The 984-nt window shown below is 61.0% G+C and carries 1 pseudogene; it reads right to left on the bottom strand.

Annotated elements, in window-relative coordinates:
• Positions 1-145: 145 nt before the first annotated feature.
• A pseudogene (locus WFM69_RS19260) lies at positions 146-841 on the bottom strand (RCC1 domain-containing protein); the annotation flags it as partial.
• Between the last annotated feature and the right edge of the window lie 143 nt (positions 842-984).

The following is a 984-nucleotide window of genomic DNA, read 5'->3' as shown; positions in this document are numbered from 1 at the left end:
ACTACCACCGACGACGACGTCAACGACGGCTCGGAAGATTGACCCCCGTCGAGTTCGAGACCATCATGAAAGACCCCGCCTGTCTGGCGGCATAAGGAAACGAGTCAACCAAAGGCTCAGCATTCCCGAACGTGACTCCCGGAGGCATCGTCACCGCGACCGGGATGCTGCTATTCGTGGTGGTACCGTTCCCCAGCTGTCCAGAGCCGTTGCTCCCCCAGGCATAGGTTTTCCCGTCTGAGCCCAGAGCCACCGAATAGGTACCGATTGATGCACTGACGCTGGTGAACGTGACTCCCGGAGGCATCGTCACCGCGACCGGGACGCTGCTGTTCGTGGTGGAACCGTTACCCAACTGACCGTAGTAGTTGGCCCCCCACCCGTAGGCCTTCCCATCCGACCCCAGCGCCACCGAAGACTGATAACCCCCGGTGACGCTCGTGAACGTCACTCCCGGAGGCATCGTCACCGCTACCGGGACATACCTGTACCAGGTAGTACCGTCACCCAACTGACCAAGGCTGTTGTCCCCCCACGCGTAGGTTTTCCCATCCGAGCCCAGAGCCAACGAATGGATATTGCCCGCGGTGACGCTGGTGAACGTAACCCCTGCGGGCATCGTCACCGCGACCGGAACACTGCTGCCTGTGTTCGTACCGATACCCAACTGGCCGCTGCCGTTGGCCCCCCACGCATAAGCTTTACCATCCGAGCCCAGAGCCAACGAATAGTAACTGCTCGCGGTGACGCTGGTGAACGTAACCCCTGCGGGCATCGTCACCGCTACCGGGACGTTGCTGTTCGTGGTGGTACCGTTACCCAGCTGACCAGAGCCGTTGGCCCCCCACGCGTAGGTTGGGAATGCTGAGCCTTTGGTTGACTCGTTTCCTTATGCCGCCAGACAGGCGGGGTCTTTCATGATGGTCTCGAACTCGACGGGGGTCAATCTTCCGAGCCGTCGTTGACGTCGTCGTCGGTGGTAGT

The sequence above is a fragment of the Microbacterium sp. LB12 genome (assembly GCF_037150835.1).
In the GTDB taxonomy this organism is placed as follows: Bacteria; Actinomycetota; Actinomycetes; order Actinomycetales; family Microbacteriaceae; genus Microbacterium.
Note: the sequence above shows the minus strand (reverse complement) of the source record. Positions and strands in the feature narration are given on the sequence as shown.